This is a genomic window from Vibrio sp. 1151_11 (assembly GCF_029478525.1).
Classification (GTDB): Bacteria; Pseudomonadota; Gammaproteobacteria; order Enterobacterales; family Vibrionaceae; genus Vibrio; species Vibrio anguillarum.
Window position 1 is genome coordinate 1 of record NZ_SHMN01000035.1, and the last position, 16,391, is coordinate 16,391.

The 16,391-nt window shown below is 39.2% G+C and carries 13 protein-coding genes and 2 pseudogenes; 12 read left to right on the top strand and 3 right to left on the bottom strand.

Translation table 11 applies throughout. From position 1 onward, the window contains the following. Nucleotides 1-605 precede the first annotated feature (605 nt). The 3 genes from EXZ60_RS17210 to EXZ60_RS17220 all read left to right on the top strand — a co-directional run bounded on the left by EXZ60_RS17210 (nucleotide 606) and on the right by EXZ60_RS17220 (nucleotide 4,125). Nucleotides 606-1,466 carry an HNH endonuclease signature motif containing protein gene (locus tag EXZ60_RS17210; protein ID WP_277436043.1) on the top strand — a complete coding sequence of 287 codons (861 nt, stop codon included), beginning with the start codon at nucleotides 606-608 and terminating at the stop codon, nucleotides 1,464-1,466. A gap of 213 nt (nucleotides 1,467-1,679) precedes the next feature. Further along, nucleotides 1,680-2,291, top strand: coding sequence for a hypothetical protein (locus EXZ60_RS17215; RefSeq protein WP_277436044.1), 612 nt, complete (start codon nucleotides 1,680-1,682; stop codon nucleotides 2,289-2,291). A gap of 1,531 nt (nucleotides 2,292-3,822) precedes the next feature. After that, nucleotides 3,823-4,125, top strand: coding sequence for a hypothetical protein (locus tag EXZ60_RS17220; RefSeq protein WP_194575640.1), 303 nt, complete (start codon nucleotides 3,823-3,825; stop codon nucleotides 4,123-4,125). Between the two features lie 1,248 nt (nucleotides 4,126-5,373). Here the strand turns inward: EXZ60_RS17220 and EXZ60_RS17230 are convergent. Together EXZ60_RS17230 and EXZ60_RS17235 are read right to left on the bottom strand one after the other, a co-directional pair. Further along, nucleotides 5,374-6,105, bottom strand: coding sequence for a DUF3307 domain-containing protein (locus EXZ60_RS17230; RefSeq protein ID WP_142570797.1), 732 nt, complete (start codon nucleotides 6,103-6,105; stop codon nucleotides 5,374-5,376). Next, nucleotides 6,102-6,764 (bottom strand): hypothetical protein, encoded by a 663-nt coding sequence (locus tag EXZ60_RS17235; RefSeq protein ID WP_142570795.1) that lies wholly within the window; start codon nucleotides 6,762-6,764, stop codon nucleotides 6,102-6,104. The genes EXZ60_RS17230 and EXZ60_RS17235 overlap by 4 nt, the downstream gene beginning before the upstream one ends. A 1,983-nt stretch (nucleotides 6,765-8,747) precedes the next feature. Between EXZ60_RS17235 and EXZ60_RS17245 the strand changes: the two genes are divergently transcribed. The 5 genes and pseudogenes from EXZ60_RS17245 to EXZ60_RS17265 all read left to right on the top strand — a co-directional run bounded on the left by EXZ60_RS17245 (nucleotide 8,748) and on the right by EXZ60_RS17265 (nucleotide 12,734). Beyond that, entirely contained in the window at nucleotides 8,748-9,614 is an 867-nt protein-coding gene (locus EXZ60_RS17245) for a hypothetical protein (protein WP_277436046.1), read from the top strand. Next, a pseudogene (locus EXZ60_RS19220) lies at nucleotides 9,595-9,720 on the top strand (DUF3265 domain-containing protein). Before EXZ60_RS17245 ends, EXZ60_RS19220 begins: the two are co-directional and overlap by 20 nt. Nucleotides 9,721-10,277: 557 nt before the next feature. Continuing rightward, on the top strand, nucleotides 10,278-11,165 hold the full coding sequence (locus tag EXZ60_RS17255) for a hypothetical protein (protein ID WP_254619242.1): 888 nt from the start codon (nucleotides 10,278-10,280) through the stop codon (nucleotides 11,163-11,165). Further along, nucleotides 11,158-11,655, top strand: a complete 498-nt coding sequence (locus tag EXZ60_RS17260) for a hypothetical protein (RefSeq protein ID WP_277436047.1) — start codon at nucleotides 11,158-11,160, stop codon at nucleotides 11,653-11,655. The genes EXZ60_RS17255 and EXZ60_RS17260 overlap by 8 nt, the downstream gene beginning before the upstream one ends. 593 nt (nucleotides 11,656-12,248) lie before the next feature. Next, nucleotides 12,249-12,734, top strand: coding sequence for a GNAT family N-acetyltransferase (locus EXZ60_RS17265; protein ID WP_170888461.1), 486 nt, complete (start codon nucleotides 12,249-12,251; stop codon nucleotides 12,732-12,734). Between the two features lie 684 nt (nucleotides 12,735-13,418). On the opposite strand, the gene EXZ60_RS17275 is transcribed toward EXZ60_RS17265, so the two are convergent. Continuing rightward, nucleotides 13,419-13,580, bottom strand: coding sequence for a hypothetical protein (locus EXZ60_RS17275; protein WP_277436048.1), 162 nt, complete (start codon nucleotides 13,578-13,580; stop codon nucleotides 13,419-13,421). A gap of 768 nt (nucleotides 13,581-14,348) precedes the next feature. Here EXZ60_RS17275 and EXZ60_RS17280 point away from each other — a divergent pair. The 4 genes and pseudogenes from EXZ60_RS17280 to EXZ60_RS17310 all read left to right on the top strand — a co-directional run. Further along, nucleotides 14,349-14,936: a hypothetical protein gene (locus EXZ60_RS17280; RefSeq protein ID WP_114733417.1), complete on the top strand. Its 588-nt coding sequence runs from the start codon at nucleotides 14,349-14,351 to the stop codon at nucleotides 14,934-14,936. Between the two features lie 152 nt (nucleotides 14,937-15,088). Next, nucleotides 15,089-15,697: a glutathione S-transferase family protein gene (locus EXZ60_RS17290; protein WP_176314083.1), complete on the top strand. Its 609-nt coding sequence runs from the start codon at nucleotides 15,089-15,091 to the stop codon at nucleotides 15,695-15,697. Between the two features lie 190 nt (nucleotides 15,698-15,887). Further along, nucleotides 15,888-16,139, top strand: a complete 252-nt coding sequence (locus tag EXZ60_RS17300; RefSeq protein WP_094167751.1) for a TIGR03643 family protein — start codon at nucleotides 15,888-15,890, stop codon at nucleotides 16,137-16,139. 154 nt (nucleotides 16,140-16,293) lie between these two features. Then, a pseudogene (locus tag EXZ60_RS17310) lies at nucleotides 16,294-16,391 on the top strand (cysteine hydrolase); the annotation flags it as partial.

Consider the following 16,391-nt stretch of genomic DNA (forward strand, 5'->3'; position numbering starts at 1 on the left):
TTGGCCTAACAAACGGCTCAAGAGGGATTGCCAACGCGTGGCGGTTTTAGTGCAAAATTGAAGTTTAGTGTTTACAGTGTGTTTTTTGAGTTCGGCGGTGCGTTGCCAACCCCTTAGCCGGGCGTTAGGCAAAGTGAGTGTTTATCAGCTAAATCGAGTTTGAATTGAACGATAAGTTCCATGTTTTGTGGTTTAACTTAAGCCATAAATCGTCATCACATATTTGTTGTTTCTTGATCGCGTTAGGTTGTTTAGCGTTGTGAATTCAGCGGCAAAATAACCTTCAGCATCCAAACGTCCGCCGAGCATGCTACGCTCGTCACTTTTCTTCCAAACCGCTCAATTTAAGTTTTTTGTTTCTTTGCTGATTTAGCATTTTGGTTTATAAATGAATCGGTTAGTTTGTTTCAAGTTCACAAAAAAGCTCGTTCTTTGGTTTTGAAAGTCTCAGTGTCAATTGGTTGGCCTAACAAACGGCTCAAGAGGGATTGCCAACGCGTGGCGGCTTTGGTGCAAAATTGAAGTTCAGCGTTTACAGTGTGTTTTTTGAGTTCGGCGGTGCGTTGTCAACCCCTTAGCCGGGCGTTAAATTTCAAGGAGGTTCGGTGTTCCAAGTTAAGTTTTATGAGACATACTATTTCTGTAATGTTATTCACAACATTTTAAGGGACCAGTTTTCGTATATACGTAGAATTAACGATTTCTACTGTGATGAACAGATATTCTATTTAGCGAGCCCTTTTCAGAAATACTCGGCATTTCATAACTTTATTGAATTTGTCGTAGAAGATATTTATCTGGAAGAAGCATTTGAGGCTGATATTGAAGAGCTTAAAGGAAATACAAGGACTCATAGTGCAGTTCGTCAGCACTATAGCCTCGATAAGTTGCCGATCGAAAGAGCGTTTGATTTTCATGAAATCGAATATCAAAGCTTTGCTTCTCACCTGATAAGTGATGGAAAGTCACTATCAAGCTTCGATATAAATGATCTCGATAACTATATGGAAGAAATTCGTCTTAGTCAGTCGTATGAATATCTAATTAGGCAAACGGTTAAAGAAATATTCCATGTTCTTTTTCAAAATCGTCAGTTAATGCTTAACTTCAATGAAATGTTAGCGAGTGGGCTAGAGTTAAGTATGGACGAACCTATCGCAGAAGAAGCCGAAATATGGTTCTCCAAGCCAGGAGTAATTAAGCGGAAATCAATTCCTAAATGGGTTCAAAGGGCAGTATATTTCAGAGATAGAGGTCGTTGTGTTCTATGCGACAAAGACCTTTCCGGCACTGTAAATTTAGAAAATCATACAAACTATGATCATATAGTCCCTCTAGCAAAACATGGGTTTAACGATGTGTCTAACATTCAATTGTTGTGTCGAGAGTGTAATCAGCGTAAAAAAGATGGGCATGCTATAACTTCAAACCAATACCAGTCATGGTACTCATACGATGAAATTTAACAAACAATTCAAGTGGATTCTCAACGCGTGGCAGTTTTACTATGCGTCAGGTAAAGTGTTTACGGTGTTATGCAGCGGCTTGGTCAGTGCGTTGTTCACCACTTAATTGGGCGTTATGTCTACGGTTTGACCCCTGCGTAAATCATCTACTGTTGAAATAGGCTAAGTCCCAGTATAATTCTGAAATATCAATAGATTAGATTGAGGTTTGAAATGAGTTTACCGAATTGGACAAGTGATGTGCTTCAAGGCATGTGCTATTGGGTTGGTCATCGCTATAGTTACTATTTTGATTACCCGTTAGGGGAATCTGCTCTAGTTGGTGAGCTGTGTAATTTATTAGTTTCAAAAATTCCTTCCGATCAAAAATTGCTGAGTGAAGTTTTGCGTAAGAACTTGGGCGTGACAACTGCGGGCACTACTCGGTGTGATTTAGTTGTTGTAAATGCTACAGCCGGTACGCGAGATGCAGATGTTAGCAATGATGTGGTATCAGCTATCGAGATCAAACGTTCTAGCGCAGGTGATAGCAAGTTTGAAGAAGATTTGTTTAGGCAGCATGAGTTTCTGACTGCCCAGAAAGGGCTGGGAAACAATCAGACCCAAGCTTTCTTAATCGTTGTAAGCCAAAGAGATCGACCTACGACCTTTGTTACAGAAAATGGATGTGCTAAGAAAGGTGAAAAAACGTGTATTTATGACGATGGTAGCCAAAAACACACTGTCAAATACCATGTCCGTAGAGTGTGTAAAGCAACGAGTTCATTTGGTGAAAATGCTCCAGAAAACGCTTATTACGCAGTTATGATTGAAGTTGTACTGTAGACATAACAGGGCGTTTAAGAGGGATTCTCAACGCTTGGCATTTTTAGTTTGATTCAGTTTTAGTGTTTACGGCACAATGGTTTAGGCTAGGTGGTGGCGTTGTTCACCCCTTAACGCGGCGTTATGTAAAGCGGGTAAAATTGGTATTATTCTGTTTTTGCGATCTCTTAAGCCATCGTTCCGTATCGTCGGCAAAATTCGTTTTTTCTGTCCCGATTCTTTGCCCAATTTAGCCGTAAAACATGCCAAGATTTGTGAGTTACCTCATTTAGTTTCAGGGTTGGTTCGTGGTTGGTTGTGCAGGCTCAAAGTGTGGAAAGGGCAAGGTTAACGATAGTCAATCTTTGTTGATGGTTTTTTTTGTTAAATTTCATTGGCTTAACGGCATTTTTAGTCGCTGATAATCAGTATCCACCGTTTGTTGCGGCTTGGTTTGTAACATTGCTGACTTCGCAAATTCGTGAACACTGTTGGGTTCTTTTGTTTTGGATAATTCTTCGGTCGTACAGGCTTAGTTTTTCATGGTAACTTTGGCTTATGTGACTGAATTTACATAACAAAGCATTTAAGACGGATTCGCAACGCTTGGCGGTTTTAGTGTAAATTCAGTTTTTGCGTTTTAAGTGGTTTGTCGAAGCATTGGTGTTTAGCGTCGCTCACCACTTAATGCGGCGTTATGAGTAATTTAAGGATAGTGACAGACAGATGGAACGGAAAAGGCGAGTTGAGTGGTTAAAGATTCGAAAGAAAGGCTTTTTCAGGCACTTTTTAGGATATGGCTTAGGGTTTTGTATTCCAGTTATTTTCGGTAGTGCATTTGTTCGAAACGATTTTTATCTAGATTTATCTCCAATTGTGTCGTACCGAGTTTATTTAATGACGTTATTTGGAGCTGTGTTTTTTGCTGGTTGGGACTGGTTTTTCAAAAGTAGAGAGTACAAAAAATACAAAGAAAATCTATCGCGGAAAAATTACTCATAACAAACGGCTCAAGAGGGATTGCCAACGCTTGGCGGTTTTAGTGCAAAATTGAAGTTCAGTGTTTACAGTGTGTTTTTTGAGTTCGGCTATGCGTTGTCAACCCCTTAGCCGGGCGTTATGCAACTCAGGTAAATTTAGGGGTTCAATCTTTGGGGATTTCTCCGGCCATTCGTTTTGTGTTGTCGGCAAATGAGCACTTTTACCCTCAAATCCGTGGTTCACTCAAGCCGTAAAACAGCTAAGGTTCTTTGCTTGCCTCAATCAGTTTTAGCGCGGGCGCGTTGTGAATCTTGCGGGCGCAAAGTGTGGAAAGGGCAAGTTTATCGAGTATTTTTTACTTGCTGAAGTTTTCGCTCGTTGAGTTTGTCTGATTCAAAAGCTTGGTTTGTTGTTGAAAGGTGGGCTTTGTTTTGGCGGCTTATTTATCACGGCTCTGGCTTGGGTTGGTTCTTGAATCACTCAACCATTGCAATTGTGGCTTTTGGTCGTGTAAAGTCGGTTTATCTCATTGAATTTGCATAACAAGCGGTTAAAGAGGGACTGCCAACGCGTGGCGGTTTTTGTTCAAATCGGCCTTTGTGATTACGGTTGTTATTTTGAGTTCAGTGTTTTGCGTTGTCAGCCCCTTAACCGGGCGTTATGCTTAATCACGCAAAATCAGTGGGTTATGGTTCTTCTTTGTTCCTTTGGCTTTTCAGTTTTGAGTTTGTCGGCAAGTTGGCTTCAGTGGGCGCTATTTTCCGGACACTTTTTCTTTGGCGCTGGAAATTCAGAGAAATACCTCAATCAATTTTCGGGTAAGCGCGGGGTTAGGGCGGTTGGCGCAATCAGCAAATTGAACTTAGGTTTTTAAGTTTTAGCAGCCAAATTTCAAAGTCTGATTTTCAAAATCATGAGTCATTTCAGTTTTTTAGGTTTTGGCTTTTGCTTGTGAATCAAGGTCGAGTTAATCTTGGTTTTATCAAAACGTAAGTCATTGAAGCTTAAGCATAACAAAGCGTTCAAGTGGGATTTGGCACGCGTGGCATTTTCAGTTTGCGTTAGGTTTGGTGGTTACGGCATTGTGCGGTAACTTGTGTATTGCGTGCCTGCCCCCCTTAACGCGGCGTTATGCAACTCAGGTAAATTTAGGGTTTCAATCTTTTGGATTTCTCCGGCCATTCGTTTTGTATTGTCGGCAAATGAGCATTTTTATCCTCAAATTCGTGGTTCACTCAAACCGTAAAACAGGCAAGATTCTTTGTTTGCCTCAATCAGTTTTAGCGCTGGCGCGTTGTGAATTTAGCGGGTGCAAAGTGTGGAAAGGACAAGGTTATCGAGCGTTTTGTACTTGCTGAAGTTTTCGCTCGTTGAGTTTTCCTGACACAAAAGCTTGGTTTGTTGCTGAAAGGTGGACTTTGTTTTGGCGGCTCATTTATCACAGTTCTTGCTTGGGTTGATTCTTGAATCTCTCAACCATTGCAATTGTGGCTTTTGGTCGTGTAAATTCTGTTTATCTCATTGAATTTGCATAACAAACGGCTCAAGAGGGATTGCCAACGCTTGGCGGTTTTAGTGCAAAATTGAAGTTCAGTGTTTACAGTGTGTTTTTTGAGTTCGGCGGTGCGTTGTCAACCCCTTAGCCGGGCGTTAGGCAAAGTGAGTTTCTATTAGCTAAATCGAGTTTGAATTGAACGGTAAATCCCATGCTTTGTGGCTTAATTTAAGCAATAAATAATCATCACATATTTGTTGTTTCTTGATCGCGTTGGGTTGTTTAGCGCTGTGGGTTTAGCGGCAAAATAACCTTCAGCATCCAAACGTCCGCCGAGCATGCTACGCTCGTCACTTTTCTTCCAAATCGCTCAATTTTAGTTTTTTGTTTCTTTGCTGATTCAGAATTTTGGTTTATAAATGAATCGGTTAGTTGGTTTCAAGTTTACAAAAAAAAGCTCGTTCTTTGGTTGTGAAAGTATCATTGTCAATCGGTTGGCCTAACAAACGGCTCAAGAGGGATTGCCAACGCTTGGCGGTTTTAGTGCAAAATTGAAGTTCAGTGTTTACAGTGTGTTTTTTGAGTTCGGTGGTGCGTTGTCAACCCCTTAGCCGGGCGTTAGGCTCCCTAAATAAAGTTCTTTACGGCTAATCCAATAATCGATGTAATCGCTACTGAAAGTAATGAACCTAATAGAACGTATTCTGTTAGTTTATGATCTTTTGCGTTGTTTAATTCGCCAAATCTGAATATCGACTTAGCAGCTAATACGAATCCAATGACTGAAAATTGCCCAGTTATAGTGAAAGTTAAAATTAACGTTCGTTCTAAATATCCGATAATAGCCCCTCCGGAAATCAAGCCTTTATTTTCCTCATTCGTATCTGGCGTATATTTAGATAAAATAGAACAAATTATAATCGAAGTGGGTTTAAAAATTACAGTATAAGCAAGTGCAATTGCTAGAGTGCTTTTAGTAATAACAATATCCTTCATTACTGATAAAGGCAGCTCTAATTGAGATATATGTAAAGCGACAGCAGCCAAGACTACTATGTGTAGTATTTGATCAAGAATGAAGTAACGTAAGTCTTTTCCTAAGTATGTCTTCGCAAGATCGATTAGACAGTGAGAAACTCCAATAATAATTAACATACAGCTAATAGAACGCCAATCTGTTGTGATAAATAATACTGGGATGCAGGAAACTAAAGCGTGTATTGCTGAATGAATATATAGCTTGTGAGATTTTGTTTTATTATCATTTTTGTCTTGAACCCATGATTCAGGTTGAAAATAGAAGTCAACCATCACATGTAAAATGACAAGAAATAGGAACAAAATGAAGAATGTATTCAAAGGAAAAACTCCCTTACTTTTTGCGAGAATAATTGAGTATATTCAGATATTAAATTTAGGTTTGCTGAATTTATTGAGCGGTTCACTGATACTCTATTCACGCCCAATAACTCCGCTATTTCTTTCTGTGTAAGGGAGTGTTGATTTTTAAGGACAATATATGTTATCGCGCATTGGCGTTCTGTCATCTCTGATACCTGGTTATCTAAGTATTTAGTTAATAGATCAAAATGTTCATTGAACGGTTGCACTAGGGTCGACACTTTCAATGTGTCTGTGGTCATCTTGTCTAGTGCTCTTCCTGATAAAGTGAAAGCATCACCTGTTGAACTACCTATTGTATGTCGTATAGATACATCATGTCCTATAGCAAGACTTATTCTACAATCATAATTACTATTTCTACTTTTTAAGCTAGTCCTCAGTAATAGTGCATATGTGGCTGCATTTTCGATATCTTGGACTAGAACTTGAAAAGAATCGCCTCTAGTAACTTCGAACTTGTTGTTTGGATTTAGAGAACGAATCAATGATAGCTGATTATACAAAGTATAGAGTAGGTCTTCATACATACTGTGCTCTAGTTCAGTAGAGCGTACAATGTCTCCACTTATTACTGCTATAGGTCTGACTCGTTCTTCTTGTTCTATTTCTTCCATATCTAAACTCTCATATGCATAAGTAGTGCTGTATTGCTACTTAGCTTCAATGGTAACGTGTTTGTGTTACTTTTTCTAGTGGTAACGTGTTTGTGTTACTTTTGCTGGTGGTAACGTGTTCGTGTTACTTTTTCTGGTGGTAACGTGTTTGTGTTACTTTTACTAGTGGTAACGTGTTTGTGTTACTTTTACTAGTGGTAACGTGTTTGTGTTACTTTTACTAGTGGTAACGTGTTTGTGTTACTTCTTCTAGTAGTAACGTGTTTGAGTCACCTTCTTTAGCAGTTTCATTTTGTTGGTAACTATCTAGTTGAATCTCTAGTTGCTGTAATGTTCAGTTTCTTCAAAGGGAGGTGTATAACATTTAGTGGCAACCGAAAGCCTAACAAACGCTTCAAGAGGGACAGCCAACGCGTGGCATTTTTACTATGCGTTGGTTTTTGTGATTACGGCGTTATGCGGTAAGTTGGTAGCAGCGTTGTCTGCCCCTTAAGCGGGCGTTATGCAACTCAGATAAATTTAGGGCTCAATCTTTTGGGATTTCTCCGGCCATTTGTTTTGTATTGTCGGCAAATGAGCACTTTCACCCTCAAATTCGTGGTGAATTCAAGCCGTAAAACAGGCAAAGTTCTTTGTTTGCCTCAATCAGTTTTAGCGCTGGCGCGTTGTAAATTCAGTGGGCGCAAAGTGTGGAAAGGGCAAGTTTATCGAGCATTTTGCACTTGCTGAAGGTTTCGCTCGTTAAGTTTTCCTGATTCAAAAGCTTGGTTTGTTGCTGAAAGGTGGACTTTGTTTTGGCGGCTCATTTATCACAGTTCTTGCTTGGGTTGATTCTTGAATCACTCAACCATTGCAATGGTGGCTTTTGATCGAGTAAAGTCAGTTTATCTTATTGAATTTGCATAACAAACGGCTCAAGAGGGATTGCCAACGCTTGGCGGTTTTAGTGCAAAATTGAAGTTCAGTGTTTAAGTGTGTTTTTTAAGTCCGGCGGTGCGTTGTCAACCCCTTAGCCGGGCGTTAGGCAAAGTGAGTTTTTATCAGCTAAATCGAGTTGGAGTTGAACGGTAAATTCCATGTTTTCTGGCTTAAGTTAAGCAATAAATAGTCATCACATATTTGTTGTTTCTTGATCGCGTTGGGTTGCTTTTCGTTGTGAATTTAGCGGCAAAATAACCTTCAGCATCCAAACGTCCGCCGAGCATGCTACGCTCGTCACTTTTCTTCCAAACCGCTCAATTTGAGTTTTTTTGTTTCTTTGCTGATTTGGCATTTTGGTTTATAAATGAATCGGTTAGTTTGTTTTAAGTTTATAAAAAAGTTCGTTCTTTAGTTTTGAAAGTGTCGGTGTCAATCGGTTGGCCTAACAAACGGCTCAAGAGGGATTGCCAACGCTTGGCGACTTTAGTACAAAATTGAAGTTCAGTGTTTAAGTGTGTTTTTTGAGTTCGGTGGTGCGTTGTCAACCCCTTAGCCGGGCGTTAGGCAAAGTGAGTTTTTATTAGCTAAATCGAGTTGGAATTGAACGGTAAATTCAATGTTTTCTGGCTTAAGTTAAGCGATAAATAGTCATCACATATTTGTTGTTTCTTGATCGCGTTGGGTTGTTTGTCATTGTGAATTTAGCGGCAAAATAACCTTCAGCATCCAAACGTCCGCGGAGAATGCTACGCTCGTCACTTTTCTTCCAAATCGTTAAATTTGAGTTTTTTGGTTTCTTTGCTGATTTGAGATTTTGGTTTATAAATTAATCGCTTAGTTGGTTTTCAGTTTTCAAACAAGCCTTGTTCTTGAGTTTCTAAAGTATCGTTGTCAATCTATTGGCCTAACAAACGGCTCAAGAGGGATTGCCAACGCTTGGCGACTTTAGTGCAAAATTGAAGTTCAGTGTTTGCAGTGTGTTTTTTAAGTTCGGCGGTGCGTTGTCAACCCCTTAGCCGGGCGTTAGCCAAAAGTAATTTAAATTTATAGGAAGAGAAAAGTATGGACGATAGTAGTGTTTTAACTTGTGGGATTGTCATGCCTATATCTGGTATTGATGGTTGTACAGAATCTCATTGGTCTGAAGTGCTTGAAATATTGACTGACGCGATTGAGGATGCGGGCTTTGATGGCAATTTGGTTAGTAATGCTGATGATGTTGGTATTATTCATAAGCGGATTATTCAAAATTTGTACGATAACCCTATAGTTGTCTGTGATGTCAGCTGTAAAAACCCAAACGTTATGTTTGAGTTGGGTTTGCGATTAGCATTTGATAAACCAACAATTATTGTAAAAGATGATAAAACTACTTATTCATTTGATACATCTGCTATCGAGCATTTAGAATACCCAAGAGATTTGAGGTTTAGCCAAGTAGTTGATTTTAAGAAAAAGTTATCAGAAAAAATCAAAGCAACTTACAAAAAAGCAACGACAGATCCTGACTACACCACATTCCTAAAACATTTTGGTGAATTTAAAGTAGCTAAATTGGATAAAAAAGAAGTATCTGGGCAAGAATATATTCTTGATGAACTGAGAAATCTTCGTAGGTCTATGGCAAGTATTGAGCGTACAAGTCTATCTAAAAGGCCCGGTCGGTCAAATAGTGAAATTGATATTTGCTTGGGGCATGGAGATGGTAGTGATGTAAAAGAGAAATTTGCACTACTTATGTCTCACCCATCCGTGCGAAATGTTGGAGTTAGAGAATTGGAACCTGATCATTTTCACTTAACAGCTGATGTTAGTCCTAGTTTCTCAATTGATGAGGTACGCTCAGAGTTAGAGCAGTTGGTTGGAGGTAGGCATCGTAGGAAAGTAAACAGAAAATCAATAAGCAACGGTGAGGTTAATTTAGGCTAACAAACAGTTCAAGAGGGATTCAGCACGCGTGGCATTTTTGGTATGCGGTGGTTTCAGTGTTGAAGTGCCATGCGGTAACATTGGTATTGCGTGCTTCACCCCTTAACTGGGCGTTAGGCAAAGTGAGTTTTTATCAGCTAAATCGAGTTGGAGTTGAACGGTAAATTCCATGTTTTCTGGCTTAAGTTAAGCAATAAATAGTCATCACATATTTGTTGTTTCTTGATCGCGTTGGGTTGTTTGTCGTTGTGAATTTAGCGGCAAAATAACCTTCAGCATCCAAACGTCCGCCGAGCATGCTACGCTCGTCACTTTTCTTCCAAATCGCTCAATTTTAGTTTTTGGGTTTCTTTGCTGATTTAGCGTTTTGGTTTATAAATGAATGGTTTAATTTGCTTCAAATTTACAAAAAAGCTCGTTCTTTGGTTTTGAAAATGTCGTTGCCAATCGGTTGGCCTAACAAACGGCTCAAGAGGGATTGCCAACGCGTGGCGACTTTAGTGCAAAATTGAAGTTCAGTATTTACAGTGTGTTTTTTAAGTTCGGTGGTGCGTTGTCAACCCCTTAGCCGGGCGTTAGGCATTTCTTGTGACTTATATTCATGTTAATCAAAAGGTTATAGTGTAATATCAGCCCCAATTTATTTATTTTGAGTGAGTAATAATGAATTTTTATGCGTTGCGCGTTTCACTAGTAGCAGCAGAACCACAACTATTTATTCATAAGAATATGTCTGAGGACATATATGCATTTGAGGATGCACTTTTTTATGCAGTTAACCATCCGCCAGAAAATGAAAGTGGAGAAATTACTTACTCAATAAAAATATTAATTGAAGGTAAAGATAGCGGTGTTATGGGAGGGGTGGTTGCAAAAGCAAAAAGTATTAATGGACATGATTCTGAATTTAATGCGTATAGCGTTGATGATTATCCACCGATGGTATGGTTATGGGATAGGAAGCAACAAGTTATTTTGTTAGAAAAAAAGACTAGTGTGTTTGCTACTCCTACAGCGGCATGTAAAGCATTTATGTCTATCGCTAATAATATAGAGTTGGTCGAGATTGGCCTAAGAGTTGATATTGAGCCTGTGCTAAATGAAGATAATCAAAATTTTTGGGAAGAGTATGATAAATTTGACTATGTTGAGTCTGTTGCTTTTGAGCTTGTTCCGCCAAATCTTTTTGGTAATACAGAAAAAGAAATGAAAAAAGCTCTTTCTGATACAGCCGAAGTTACCAATGCTAATAAAATAACAACTGTATTTGAAAATAAAGACTCTAAATTAAATTTAAAAAGTGATGGCTTTTTAAATAATATGATAAATTGGTGTAGAAAAGGTGGTGGGAATTGGTTACTGAAGGGGCGCTTGTCTGGGCACCGTAAGCAAGTCTCTCAGGTTAAGAGTGAAAAGACTGCAAAGATAGTTGTAATGGAAGGCAAGGGTATTACAGAACTTCAGCTTAATAATTATGGGGTCGAAGATTTGATTCAAATTGTTGAGTTATATAGACCTCAATATGACTATAATGAAAAATTAGATGATTAAATCAACTTTCATTCTTTTATCTATATTTTTCCTGTCGTTGAGTGTTTCATCTGGTGATAAGGAGGCATATAGTATTATTGAGGTTAATACGCCAGGAATATTAGGCGCATTGTTAGGCGGAATAATGGCTGGAATCGCTATTATTCTAAGTGTAATTATGGCAATGTCTAGTAATTCAAATTTCAAAGTTAACTTTATAAAATTCAATGGATTAGTAAGGAGTCTAAAGATTGATGTGTCAATTCTGGTTTTTATTTTAGTTCTCTCATTATTTCTGCCATACTTTAGAGTTGCTGGTATACCTTTAATTAACTATCCTGTTCATGCTCTTATTCCTAGTCGGGATGTTTTTTATACTGCGCTTGAAATTACATCAATAATAGTTGCTGCATCAATAATTATCGAAGTGTTTAGGGTTATGTTAACATTAGTGTCTCATTTTCTATCCTTTATTAACTGTTCATCTGACAACTCGGATACAAATGCCTAACAAACGCTTCAAGAGGGACAGCCAACGCGCGGCATTTTTACTATGCGTTGGTTTTTGTGATTACGGTGTTGTGCGGTAAGTTGGTAGTAGCGTTGTCTGCCCCTTAAGCGGGCGTTAGGCAAAGTGAGTTTTTATCAGCTAAATCGAGTTGGAATTGAACGGTAAATTCTATGTTTTCTGGCTTAAATTAAGCAATAAATCGTCATCACATATTTGTTGTTTCTTGATCGCGTTGGGTTGCTTTTCGTTGTGAATTTAGCGGCAAAATAACCTTCAGCATCCAAACGTCCGCCGAGCATGCTACGCTCGTCACTTTTCTTCCAAATCGCTAAATTTGAGTTTTTTGGTTTCTTTGCCGATTTGAGATTTTGGTTTATAAATGAATCGGTTAGTTTGTTTCAAGTTTACAAAAAAACTCGTTCTTTGGTTGTGAAAGTGTCGGTGTCAATTGGTTGGCCTAACAAACGGCTCAAGAGGGATTGCCAACGCTTGGCGGCTTTAGTACAAAATTGAAGTTCAGGGTTTACGGTGTGTTTTTTGAGTCTGGCAGTGCGTTGTCAACCCCTTAGCCGGGCGTTAGGCATAAGGAAATTATGGAACTCATTCAGCTAAATGAGAGTGAGCTAAAAATGTTGCGTGATGGTCAATCTGAGCTCAAGTATATAATTGACGGAATTCCACCAAATCATGTTTTAGAACGCTCTCTTAATCATTATCGTGATTCAATTTGTGAAGTTTGGTCTTTACCATACTTTATAAAGTCAAATGACCAGCTAATTGGTAGTTGTGGATTCAAGAACCCACCGTTCAACTGTCGAGTTGAAATCGGTTACAACGTAGCTTTTGGGGTTCAAGGCAAAGGTATTGCAACATTTGCAGTTAACAAACTTTGCCAAATTGCGTTTGAATCTGGTTTAGTCAAAGTTGTCTTTGCATTAATCTCTTCTGAAAATTCGGCGTCACTCAATGTTGTTCGCAAAAATGGATTTATTTATAAAAATATTGCTGTGGATAGTGATGGCGAATCATTAGAATGCTGGGAATTAAGCAATAATATCAATGCGTTGGGAAATGCCTAACAAACGCTTCAAGAGGGACTTCCAACGCGTGGCATTTTTATTATGCGTTGGTTTTTGTGTTTACGGTGTTATGCGGAAACTTGGTAGTAGCGTTGTCAGCCCCTTAAGCGGGCGTTATGTGTTGGATGAGTTTTTAGGGTTAACTCTACGATTTCATTGAAAATTCGTTCCGTTTTTTCGGCAAGTTGGCTTGGTAGAAATGGATCCTTGGACAACCTGAGATTAATCGTTTTCAAGGTTCTTTGGTTGCCTCAATTGAGTTTTGGATCTGGTTTGTGTTGGGTTTTGGTGGTTTCAAATCGCTTCAATTGAAATGTCTTTTTGACTGATTTGCTTGCTGACATTCAGCTCTGGAAGTTTGGTAAAGCAAAAAATTTAGCGGTTGCTGAAAGGGCGCTTTCTTTGTTGTTGATTCTGCAAGTGGCTCTCTTTGGCTAAGATCGCTGTGAAATTTAGGTTTTGGTCAGCATCGCTTTTGTACGTAAATTATTCAAATATCTAAATTTCTACGGTGATTTACTTTGAATTCACGGTAAAATTCACATAACAAACAATTCAAGTGGATTCTCAACGCGTGGCAGTTTTACTATGCGTCAGGCAAAGTGTTTACGGTGTAATGCAGCGGCTTGACCAGTGCGTTGTTCACCACTTAATTGGGCGTTAGGCAATGTGAGTTTTTATCAGCTAAAACGAGTTGAAATTGAGTGGTAAATTCCATGTTCTCATGGCTGAACTTAAGCAATAAATAGTCATCACATATTTGTTGTTTCTTGATTGCGTTGGGTTGGTTATCGCTGTGAATTCATCGGCAAAATAACCTTCAGCATCCAAACGTCCGCCGAGCATGCTACGCTCGTCACCTTTCTTCCAAATCGTTCAATTTGAGTTTTTTTGTTTCTTTGCTGATTTAGCATTTTGGTTTATAAATGAATCGGTTAGTTTGTTTCAAGTTTACAAAAAAGCTCGTTCTTTGGTTTTGAAAGTATCGTTGTCAATCGGTTGGCCTAACAAACGGCTCAAGAGGGATTGCCAACGCGTGGCGGCTTTAGTTCAAAATTGAAGTTCAGTGTTTACAGTGTGTTTTTTGAGTTCGGCTATGCGTTGTCAACCCCTTAGCCGGGCGTTAGGCAAAGTGAGTTTTTATCAGCTAAATCGAGTTGAAATTGAACAGTAAATTCCATGTTTTGTGGCTTAAGTTAAGCAATAAATAATCATCACATATTTGTTGTTTCGTGATCGCGTTGGGTTGCTTTTCGTTGTGAGTTTAGCGGCAAAATAACCTTCAGCATCCAAACGTCCGCCGAGCATGCTACGCTCGTCACTTTTCTTCCAAATCGCTCAATTTGAGTTTTTTTGTTTCTTTTCTGATTGGGCATTTGGGTTTATAAATGAACGGTTTAGTTTGCTTAAACTTTACAAAAAGACTTGTTCTTGGGTTTTGAAAGCATTGTTGTCAATTGATTGGCCTAACAAACGGCTCAAGAGGGATTGCCAACGCGTGGCGGCTTTAGTGCAAAATTGAAGTTCAGTGTTTACGGTGTGTTTTTTTGAGTTCGGCGGTGCGTTGTCAACCCCTTAGCCGGGCGTTAGGCTAATAGGGAATAACTTTAGATTATGAATAAGATTGAAGGTTCGATAGTTAATGATCGTTACTTAGAGTCAATTGCTATTACTTTATATAACGAGGCAAAAACGGAACAAGATGGTTACCGCTTCAAAAAGTTAATTCCTGCTATGTCATTTTACTGTTTTGCCATGGAATCTAAGCTAAATACATTCGGCAAAGAAGTTTTTACGAAAAAATCGGAATTTAAAAGTTTTGGCAACGCCACAATACAAACAAAGTTTGATTGGCTCTTATCTCGTTTAAAAGTTGATGCCGATGATTTAGTTGATCCTCACCGTCAAACGGTTGCTAATATGGTCACATTCCGCAACGCAGTTGTTCATTCTAAAAATATTGATTTTCAAGAAGAGCGAGAGTTAATAGGTCTTGAGCAGTTTGGAGACAGATTTGTTCGACCGCCTTCGCATGAAAAAGACTTCATGGCGCTACGATCTCTTGAAAATTGCGAAAAGTTTAAACAAGCTTTTGAATTCTTAGACCACGTTTGGTTTGTACAGTCTCCAAAATTCTTTGGTTCCAAAGACTTTTTGCGAGGCAATGGCATTAGTAAAGCGAAAGTCGTTGACAGAAATTAGCCTAACAAACGCTTCAAGAGGGACAGCCAACGCGCGGCATTTTTACCATGCGTTGGTTTTTGTGATTACGACGTTATGCCGGAAGTTTGTTGTGGCGTTGTCTGCCCCTTAAGCGGGCGTTATGTTTTTGAGTTTACAAAAGGAGATTTGTAGTGAAGGTTTATGGAGATATCCAATCTGGAAACTGTTACAAGGTCAAGCTGTTGCTTGCCTTCTTAGGCATTGAACATGAATGGCATCACGTCAATATTTTAAAAGGTGACACAAAAACAGCCGAGTTTTTATCCATTAACCCAAACGGAAAAATACCCGCAGTTGTTTTGGATGATGGTCGTTGTTTGTCAGAGTCGAACGCAATTCTTGGCTATTTTGCAGATGGCACAGCGTTAATTCCTAGTGACCAATATGAAAAGGCTAAAATGTACGAATGGTTGTTCTTTGAACAATACAGTCATGAGCCATTTATCGCCGTGGCTCGTTTTATCCAAAAATATCAAGGTATGCCAGAGTCAAGGTTAGAGGAATATCGTGCCTTACAACCTGGAGGTAATAAAGCCTTATCAATAATGGAAAGTCGCTTAACTCAAACGGATTATCTTGCTGGTAAGCAACTCACTATCGCTGATATTGCACTGTACGCTTATACGCATGTTGCAGATGAAGGTGGTTTTAACTTATCCGATTACCCCAATATTCAAGCGTGGTGCAAAAGACTCCAAGAGCAAGCAGGCTACGTTGGTATGACGGAAACAAACACATAACAAACGCTTCAAGAGGGACAGCCAACGCGCGGCATTTTTATTGTGCGTTGGTTTTTGTGATTACGGTGTTATGCGGAAGCTTGGTAGTAGCGTTGGCTGCCCCTTAAGCGGGCGTTAGGTGTTCTCAGCTACATGAACCAAAAATTGAGGCTGAACGTAAAACCAGTTTTCAAAAATTTGGTTATTTGAGATGGAACTGAACACGGCAATCGAGTCAAGAATTATAGAAATGGCATGGGAAGACCGCACCCCATTCGAAGCAATCAAGCATCAATTTGGTTTGAATGAAGCTGAAGTGATTAGGTTTATGCGTAGTCGACTCAAACCTAGTAGTTTTAAATTGTGGCGTGGTCGCGTTTCGGGTCGTAACACAAAACATGCGAAGTTACGCAGCTCAGAAATCAGTCGAGGCTACTGTCCAACTCAATACAAACATCGCTAATTAGCACACACCTAACAAACGCTTCAAGAGGGACAGCCAACGCATGGCATTTTTACTATGCGTTGGTTTTCGTGACTACGGAGTTATGCGGAAAGTCAGTAGTAGCGTTGTCTGCCCCTTAAGCGGGCGTTAGCCTTATTCAAAAGGAGATTCTATGAAATCAGCAGTTCTTGTTATTGATGTGCAGAATATTTTGTTTGACCCAACACCTCAACCGTTTGAAAGAAATGAGGTTTTAACTCGCATCAATAA